This is a genomic window from Nocardioides sp. NPDC059952 (assembly GCF_042730435.1).
Classification (GTDB): Bacteria; Actinomycetota; Actinomycetes; order Propionibacteriales; family Nocardioidaceae; genus Nocardioides.
Map to the genome: position 1 here is coordinate 49588 of NZ_JBHWLY010000037.1, position 8122 is coordinate 57709.

Below are 8122 nucleotides of genomic sequence, written 5' to 3' on the forward strand. Positions count from 1 at the left end.
GTAATCCGTCACTTCGGATTTCTCCTCATTGAGATGGGTTGGATGTGCGAAACCTAGTCGGGACGGACTCCGGGGTAAAGGACCGCTACCCCTAGGGTTGAGCCATGACCACGCTGGTCCTTGCCTCCAAGTCCCCCGCCCGGCTGCAGACGCTGCGCAGCGCAGGTGTCGAGCCTGTGGTGATCGTCTCCGGTGTCGACGAGAGCAGGCTCGACGGGCTGCCACCGACAGAGCTGGCGCTCGGGCTCGCCGAGCTCAAGAGGGACGCGGTCGCCGGCCGACCTGAGGTGCCCGAGGGGGCGCTCGTGCTGGGGTGCGACAGCGTCCTCGAGCTGGACGGGAAGCCGTTGGGGAAGCCGCACGATCCCGAGGAGGCGACCCAGCGCTGGCGGGAGATGCGGGGGCGCAGCGGCGTACTCGTCTCCGGGCACGCGCTGATCGACACCGCGACCGGTCAGCAGGTGTCGCAGACAGCTGCCACGACGGTGCACTTCGCCGATGTGAGCGACGAGGAGATCGCTGCGTACGTCGCGACCGGTGAGCCGCTGCACGTCGCCGGTGCGTTCACGATCGACGGGCTCGGCGGAGCGTTCGTGACCGGGATCGAGGGCGACCACCACAACGTGGTCGGGTTGAGCCTGCCGCTGCTACGCGACCTGCTCAGCCGGCTCGGTCACGCCTGGCCCGATCTGTGGAACCGCTGACCCGTTCGCGAGGCTCCGGGGCCACCAGGAGCGGCCCGCCCTCGGCAGCCCTGAGCGCTGCCGCCTCCTCCTCGACGCTGCCGTAGACCTGCGTGTAGCGGATCGGGCGACCGAAGACGAACTTCCGGAACAGGAAGAACCGGGCGACCTGACCCATCAGCACGCCGACTACGTTGGCCGAGAGGTTGTCGGCGATGGCGCTGTCCCAGCCGATCACGCTGCGGGTGACGTACAGGCAGGCGACCGGCAGCACCATCGTGACCGCGTTGATCACGACGTAGGCCGTGAACCCGCCGTCGGGGTGGTCGGAGACACGGTGACGGAACGTCCAGCGGCGGCTCAGGTCGTAGCTGATCAGCATGCCGACCGTGTTGGCGATGATGTAGGCCGGGATCGGCTGACCGTTCATCGGCCCCGCACCCAGGAAGAAGCCGTGGACCAGTCCGTTGAACAGCACGAAGGCGACTGCTGTCGCGATTCCGCCGACCATCATGAAGCGGACCGCTTCACCGAAGACGCGGGTGCGACGCAGCCGTCCCAGCAGCTGTCCCCCGAACACCATGTGGCCAGAGTAAACGGTGAATGGTGAGATGGCTCTTGATTACTTCGCGGGTTTCGTTCAGCGTGCCGTAGGATTCGCGCCTATTCGACGGGAAGGCCGAGACCTCTCGCGATCAGCATGCGCTGCACCTCGGAGGTGCCCTCGCCGATCTCCAGGATCTTCGCGTCGCGGTAGAAACGGGCCACCGGGTACTCCTCCATGAACCCGTAGCCGCCGAAGACCTGGGTGGCGATGCGAGTCGCGGTGACGGCCGACTCGGTGGCGTACAGCTTGGCGGCCGCGGCCGCCTGCTTGAACTCCTTCATCGTCACGGCACCCGAGTCGAGCCCGGACTTCATGGCCGCGGCCTCGTACGTCAGCAGGCGTGAGGCTCGCAGCATGACCTCGAGGTCGGCGATCTGGAAGGCGACGCCCTGCTTGCGGCCGATCGGGCCGCCGAAGGTCTGCCGCTCCCCCGCGTACTCGAGCGCCATGTCGAGGCAGGCCTGGATGCAGCCGACCGCGAGCGCGGCGATCGCGACGCGGCCGTCGTCGAGGGTGGCCAGGAACTGGGCGTAGCCACGGCCACGCTCGCCGAGGAGGTGGTCGGCCGGCACCCGGGCACCGTCGAAGGAGAGCGGGTGGGTGTCCGAGGCGTGCCAGCCGAGCTTGTCGTACGCCTTCTCCGCGGTGAACCCGGGCGTGCCCGAGGGGATCATGATGGTGCTGATCTCGGGCTTGCCGCCGGCGCGCTCGCCGGTGCGGGCGGTCACGGTCACCACCGAGGTGATCGAGGAGCCGGAGTTGGTGATGAACTGCTTCGAGCCGTCGACGACCCACTCGTCGCCGTCGAGGACGGCCTTGGTGGCGGTCGCGCCGGCATCCGAGCCGGCACCCGGCTCGGTCAGGCCGAACCCAGCGAGCTTCTTGCCCGCGACGAGGTCGGGGAGCCAGCGCTCCTTCTGCTCGTCGGTGCCGTAGGTGAGGATCGGGTTGATGCCCAGGCCGACGGCGGCCTCGAGCGTGATCCCGATCGACTGGTCGACGCGGCCGAGCTCCTCGATCGCGACGCAGAGCGCGACGAGGTCACCCTCGCCCCCGCCGTACGCCTCGGGGGCGGTCAGGCCGAACAGGCCCAGCTCACCCATCTTATGGACCACATCGACGGGGAAGTGATGGTCGCGGTCCCACTGCGAGGCATGGGGCGCGATCTCCTTCTGGGCGAAGTCACGGACGACAGCACGCAACTCTTCGTGCTCGGGCTGGAGAAAGGCGGTCACGCGCCCTAGGTTAGCGCTTATTAACCTAGGGCGCGAGATCCGCGTCACATCCGAATCAGATCAGGGTCAGCGGAACGTGCCCGTCGAGACCGTTCCCGCGATCCTCCGCTGGAAGATCAGGTAGACGACCAGCACCGGAAGCACGGTCAGCACCACCCCGGCGAAGAGCGCGCCGAAGTCGACGTTGTAGCCAGCCTGGGACGAGAACGAGGCCATCCCCTGGGTGAGCACGTAGTTGTCCCGGTCGGTGTTGAGCGCCACAGGGAGCAGGAACTGGTTCCACAGCCCCAGGAAGTTGAAGATCGCCACCCCGGCCATCCCGGGTGCGGCCATCGGCAGCATGATCTGGAAGAACGTGCGCCACTCGCCCGCACCGTCCATCATCGCCGCCTCGTAGACGTCGTCGGGCAGCGTCTTGAAGAAGGCGTAGAGGAAGAAGACGGTGAACGGCAGCGCATAGGCGACGTAGGTCAGGATCAGCCCGGGCAGCGTGTTGAGCAGCCCAAAGCCCTGGAGCACGAAGAACAGCGGCACGATGACCAGGAAGACCGGGAAGGTCAGCCCCGCGAGCATCGTGTAGTAGATGACCCTGCGGCCGAAGAACTCGAACCGGGCCAGCACGTAGGCGCACATCGCCCCCAGCAGCATCACCAGCACCAGTGCGGTGCCGACGACGATGACCGTGTTGAAGAAGTAGGTCCCGATGCCGGCCTTGGTCCAGGCGCTGGCGTAGTTGTCGAAGCTCCACTCCGCGGGCAGCGAGAACGGCGAGGACAGGATCTCCTTCGACGTCTTGAACGAGGAGAGCACCACCCAGCAGAACGGCACGATGACGATCACCGACCAGATGATCAGCATCGTGTGCGAGGTGCCTGCGACCAGTGCGTCGCCGGGGGTACGTCGCTGCCCGTCGGAGTGGGTGGCGACCGGCTTGTCGAGAGTGACGGCGCTCATCGGCCTACCTCTCCCTTCTTGTCCCGTCCGCCAGCGAAGTGGAAGACGACGAAGACCAGGGCGGCGAAGAGCAGCGTGACCAGGGCGAGCACCACGCCCATCGAGGTGGCGTAGCCGAACTGGCTCTTCTTGAAAGCGGTGTTCATCAGGTGCTGGCTCATCGTCAGCGTGCTGTTGGCAGGGCCGCCGCCGGGGGCGAGGGCCGCCATGAAGACGTACGCATCGAGGGTGAGGATCCCCAGGTAGATGTAGGCCGTCTGCACGTTGTCGCGGATCGAGGGGAGCGTGATCGAGATGGCCGTGCGGAAGCGGCCGGCGCCGTCGATGCGGGCGGCCTCGTAGATCTCCGCGGGTACGCCCTTGATGGCGGCCACGAAGAGCACCGTGTAGAAGCCGATGCTCGCCCAGATGATCACGAACATCGAGGCCGGCATCGCCGCACGCACCTCCCCGAGCCAGGCGTAGTCCTTGAACCCGTCGAGGCCGATGCCGGTGAGCATGCCGTTGAGCAGGCCGGCGGCAGGGTCGTAGACCTGCGCCCAGAGGAGACCGATGACGACGGCCGGGACGGCGTAGGGGAAGAACGAGACGACCCGGTAGAAGCCGGACCCGTTCAGACCGCGGACCTGCCCGGTGCTGGGACCGGCGGTGGTCACGACCACCGCGATCGCCAGTGCCGCGACCAGAGTCACCAGCGGCACCACGAGGGTGAGCAGTATGTTGTTGCGCAGCGCCTTGAGGAAGGTCTCGTCGTCGAGCAGCTTGGCGTAGTTGTCCAGGCCGACGAAGTTCATCACCGGCGAGAAGCCGGTCCAGTCGGTCAGCGAGTAGAAGAGGGCCTGCCCGATCGGGACCACGACGAAGATGACGAAGACCGCGACCGGGAGGCCGAGGAAGACCGTCATGAACAGTGCCCGGTCGAGGGTGAGCTTGCGGCGGCGCCGGCCGGGGGCGGCCCCCCAAGGATTCTCCTCGGAGGGGCCGCCGGCCGTCACGGCCATCGTGGTGGATGGGTCTGGCATGGTGTCAGGAAACCTTGAGCTTCTCGATCGATGAGTCGTCGGCGACCTTGTCGAAGATGCCCTGGACGGCCTTGGTCAGGCCCTTGACGTCGAGGTCACCGGAGAGGAACGAGTTCCACACGACGAGCTCGTCGGCGTTGGTGCCGTAGTAGTCGTAGAACTGGAAGTTGAAGGTGTTCTCACCGGCGGCGTCGAGCATCGCGCTCTGCGACTTCAGCGCCGCCGAGCCGAACCCGTCGGCAGGGATGGTGTCCTTGACGATGGTCGGCGCGAGCTTCGTCTTGGCGAAGTTGGTCGCGGCCTCCTTCGACAGCATGGCGCGGAGGATCTCCTTGCCGCCGGCGGGGTTCTTCGCCTTGCTCGGGACGATGAACGCCTCGCCGGCCGCGGCGCGGACGGCCTCGTACGGCAGTGCCGGGCTGTCGCTGAGCACGAACTCCGGGATGCCGGTCATCTCGAAGCCTGCCTTGGTGGCGTCCTTCATCTCGTTCTCGATCCAGCCACCGCTGGGGTAGAGGAGCGCCTGCTGGTCGTTGGACCACTTGGCCTGCGCGGCGGTGAACTGGGTGCCGGCGCCGCCCGGGATGAACATGTCCTGGCTGACCATCTCACCGAGCTTGCCGAGGATGTCCTGGATGACCTGGTGGGACCAGATGCCCTTCTCGAGGTTCTCGAGGCCGAGGCGCACCTCGTCGCCGCCCTCCTTGGCCGCCGAGTCGATGACCAGGGTGCGGTAGTAGGTCGCCGCCTCCTTGCCCCAGGTCCAGAGGTACTTCTTCTTGGCCTTGGCCTTGGCCCCGAGCTCGAGCGCCTCGTCCCAGGTCTTCGGCGCGGTCCAGCCGTTCTCCTCGAAGAGCGAGGCGGAGTACCACACGCCGTAGAGGGTCATGACGTAGTTGATCGCCACGAACCGGTCGCTGTAGGTGCCGGGCACCTTCACGTTCGGGTAGAGGGTGTCCTCGATCTTGACACCCTCGTAGCTGTCGGCCGCGAAGACGTCGTCGAGCTCCTCGAGCTGGGCGGCGATCGAGCTGAAACCGATCAGGTCCGCACCCGAGTTGTCGATCAGGTCCGGGGGCGTGCCACCGACGAAGCGCGGCTGCAGCTCCGTGGCGATCTTGGTCGTGGCGCTGACCTTGAGGTCGGCGTCCGCGAACTCCTTGCCGACGATGCCGGCGGCGAACTCGACGTAGTCGTAGCCGTAGCCGCCGTCGAAGATGACCGCGTCGACGGTGCCGTCCTTGGGCATCCCGAACGGGTTGGTGTCGGACTTGGTGCCGCCGCCGGAGTTGTCACTGTCGCTACCGGGCGCGCCACACGCGGCGAGCGCTCCGGAGAACGACACGAGCGCCGCGCCGGCGAGGGTGCCGCGCAGAAGGGTCCGGCGGTCGAGCCGGTGAAGCTGCTGGGACATCGTGCTGCCTTCTTTCGGGTGGGTTCCTCGTTACTTCTTCATTACGGGTGTTCAGGCCATGCTTCCGATGCGCTCGCCGTAGCGAGCCTTCAACGCATCGTTGTGCTCATCGCCACCCGGGATATTGGCGGAGAGATAGAGGGGCGGCGTCTCGCCTGCCTCCTGGATCCTCGCGGCGGTGGCGAGGGTCAGGAGCTGGGCGATGTAAGCCGCCGTGATGGAGGAGACGGCACCGGCGGCGACGCCGTCGGCGTCGGCGAGCGGGACCGTGGCGTCGCCGAACGGAGCCAGGTTGTCGATCACCACGTCGGCGATCTCGGCCAGGCGCTTACCACTCGGGTGCTTGGGGGTGACCGCGTTGGTGTGCTCGAGGCTGGTCACCGCGATCACCGTGTGGCCCTCCTCCTTCGCGCGCAGCGCGATGCCGACGATGGAGCCGTTGACACCGGAGTTGGACGCGATGAGGAAGACGTCCTCGGGGTGGAACTCGTGGAGCTCCCAGAGCTCGTTGGCGATGTTGGTGTCACGCTCGAGGAGGCCGCCCTTGAGATCGCTCGCCGGCCGGTCGCCCTTGAGGACCGTGTCGCGCAGAGCGATGGCGTGGGTGGGGATCAGGCCACCGGCGCGCCCGGCGATCTCCATCGCGAACGCCTGGGAGTGACCGGTGCCGAAGGCCTGCAGCACACCACCGTTGCGGATGCTGCCGACCATCGCCTCGACCGCCTTGTCGAGGCCGCCGGACTGGGCCACGGACTGCAGCTCGGACAGGCGTGTGCGAACCTGCTCATCGAAGGTCGCGAACACGTCACTGGTCAATTAGTCCACCCACTTTGCAAACTCGGGCCGCGACCGTATGCCGAGCCCTGCGCACGAAAACTATTTGGAGAGAGTACGCCTGGCAATGGTTTTCTGTTACGAAACGGTGTCAATGACTCACAACTATCTGGGACTCGACGCGGGAGGCACCAGCACTCGCGCCGTCGTGGTCTCCTCCGACGGACGTTGCGGAGGCATCGGGAAGGCCGGCAGCGGCAACCCGACCTCCGCCGGAATCGACGCTGCCACGACGGCGATCAGGGCCGCGGTCACCCAGGCCGTGACCTCCGCGAACACCGGCCGGCTCGCCGGCGCGGCTCTGGCGGTGGCGGGCGCGGGCGACCCCGGCCATCGGACCGCGATCGTGGCCGCACTCTCCGACCTGGTCGCGGTCGAGCCGGTCTTCGACTTCGATGTGCTGGCGGCGTACTTCTCGGGGACGGCGGCGCCTGATGGCTACGTGCTGCTCTCTGGCACGGGGGCGTCGGCGGTGCGGGTCGAGGACGGCCGGCTGGCCGGGATCTCGGACGGGCTGGGCTGGCTGATCGGGGACGTCGGCTCGGGCTTCTGGCTGGGCCGGGAGGTCGTACGTGCCGGGCTCGCGCCGCTCGACGGGCGGGGCGCCGAGACGCTGCTGACCGACCTGCTGCTGGACCGGCTCGGCACCATCCGGGACGAGCGGCCACAAGGCGGACGGACCGGGACCCTGGTGGCGGCGACGGCGGCGCTCTACGCGATGCCACCCCTGCGACTGGCCGACTTCGCCTCCCTCGTCTTCACCGCGGCAGGTGCCGGCGACGAGGTCGCCGCGGGCATCCTCGACCAGGCGGCCGTGGGACTGCGGGAGACGCTGGCGGCGGTGCGTACGCCTGATGTCGAGGGGCCGTTGGTCGCGGCCGGGAGCGTCCTGGCCCGGCAGCCCGACTTCGCCGCCCGGGTCGCTCCCGGGGCGGTGGTCGCCACCGACGGCCTGGCCGGAGCGGCCGTGCTGGCGCTGCGGCATGCCGGCGTACTCGTCGACGACGCCGTGTACCGCCGAGTAACCTCCTCGCTCGCTCAGCTCACCGAGGTGTGACAATCGTTACGACGGGCGGCTGGCGTCTGGGCGAGATGGCCTCCCCTAGCATGTCCATGCATTCACCGATGGAGGAGTTCTCGTTGAGCAAGCCACTGACAAAGGTCTTGATCGCCAACCGCGGTGAGATCGCCGTGCGAGTGATCCGTGCGTGCAAGGACGCCGGGATCGGCTCGGTCGCGATCTACGCCGACCCGGACCGTGACGCGCTGTTCGTACGGCTGGCCGATGAGTCCTACGCACTCGGCGGCGCGACCCCGGCGGAGTCCTACCTCTCCATCGAGAAGATCCTCGACGTCGCCCACCAGTCCGGCGC

At 67.7% G+C, this 8122-nt stretch carries 9 protein-coding genes; 3 read left to right on the plus strand and 6 right to left on the minus strand.

Translation table 11 applies throughout. The features are described 5' to 3' along the window. The first annotated feature begins 104 nt into the window (after nucleotides 1-104). Nucleotides 105-704 carry a Maf family protein gene (locus ACFV9G_RS17590; RefSeq protein WP_378728784.1) on the plus strand — a complete coding sequence of 200 codons (600 nt, stop codon included), beginning with the start codon at nucleotides 105-107 and terminating at the stop codon, nucleotides 702-704. Here the strand turns inward: ACFV9G_RS17590 and ACFV9G_RS17595 are convergent. From ACFV9G_RS17595 to ACFV9G_RS17620, 6 genes are all read right to left on the minus strand, one after another. Next, complete coding sequence (locus ACFV9G_RS17595; protein ID WP_378728785.1) at nucleotides 661-1266, minus strand: GtrA family protein; 606 nt, start codon at nucleotides 1264-1266, stop codon at nucleotides 661-663. The two genes, ACFV9G_RS17590 and ACFV9G_RS17595, sit on opposite strands and share 44 nt — an antisense overlap. An 80-nt stretch (nucleotides 1267-1346) precedes the next feature. Then, entirely contained in the window at nucleotides 1347-2525 is a 1179-nt protein-coding gene (locus ACFV9G_RS17600) for an acyl-CoA dehydrogenase family protein (protein WP_378728786.1), read from the minus strand. Between the two features lie 66 nt (nucleotides 2526-2591). Further along, entirely contained in the window at nucleotides 2592-3479 is an 888-nt protein-coding gene (locus ACFV9G_RS17605; RefSeq protein ID WP_378728787.1) for a carbohydrate ABC transporter permease, read from the minus strand. Continuing rightward, a complete protein-coding gene (locus tag ACFV9G_RS17610; RefSeq protein WP_378728788.1) occupies nucleotides 3476-4501 on the minus strand; it encodes a carbohydrate ABC transporter permease in 1026 nt (341 codons plus the stop codon). Before ACFV9G_RS17610 ends, ACFV9G_RS17605 begins: the two co-directional genes overlap by 4 nt. A gap of 4 nt (nucleotides 4502-4505) precedes the next feature. Further along, complete coding sequence (gene ngcE, locus ACFV9G_RS17615; protein WP_378728789.1) at nucleotides 4506-5915, minus strand: N-acetylglucosamine/diacetylchitobiose ABC transporter substrate-binding protein; 1410 nt, start codon at nucleotides 5913-5915, stop codon at nucleotides 4506-4508. Nucleotides 5916-5966: 51 nt separating this feature from the next. Further along, on the minus strand, nucleotides 5967-6731 hold the full coding sequence (locus ACFV9G_RS17620) for a sugar isomerase domain-containing protein (protein ID WP_378728790.1): 765 nt from the start codon (nucleotides 6729-6731) through the stop codon (nucleotides 5967-5969). A gap of 112 nt (nucleotides 6732-6843) precedes the next feature. On the opposite strand from ACFV9G_RS17620, the gene ACFV9G_RS17625 reads away from it, so the two are divergent. After that, nucleotides 6844-7806, plus strand: coding sequence for an N-acetylglucosamine kinase (locus ACFV9G_RS17625; protein WP_378728791.1), 963 nt, complete (start codon nucleotides 6844-6846; stop codon nucleotides 7804-7806). A gap of 68 nt (nucleotides 7807-7874) precedes the next feature. Further along, a partial coding sequence (locus tag ACFV9G_RS17630; RefSeq protein ID WP_378728792.1) for a biotin carboxylase N-terminal domain-containing protein occupies nucleotides 7875-8122 on the plus strand: 248 nt, incomplete at its 3' end.

Bases quoted from the DNA above. Each gene is read 5' to 3' on its own strand.
- ACFV9G_RS17595 (WP_378728785.1), bottom strand. From the start codon at position 1,266: ATGGTGTTCGGGGGACAGCTGCTGGGACGGCTGCGTCGCACCCGCGTC.
- ACFV9G_RS17625 (WP_378728791.1), top strand. From the start codon at position 6,844: ATGACTCACAACTATCTGGGACTCGACGCGGGAGGCACCAGCACTCGC.
- ACFV9G_RS17605 (WP_378728787.1), bottom strand. From the start codon at position 3,479: ATGAGCGCCGTCACTCTCGACAAGCCGGTCGCCACCCACTCCGACGGG.
- ngcE (WP_378728789.1), bottom strand. From the start codon at position 5,915: ATGTCCCAGCAGCTTCACCGGCTCGACCGCCGGACCCTTCTGCGCGGC.
- ACFV9G_RS17610 (WP_378728788.1), bottom strand. From the start codon at position 4,501: ATGCCAGACCCATCCACCACGATGGCCGTGACGGCCGGCGGCCCCTCC.
- ACFV9G_RS17590 (WP_378728784.1), top strand. From the start codon at position 105: ATGACCACGCTGGTCCTTGCCTCCAAGTCCCCCGCCCGGCTGCAGACG.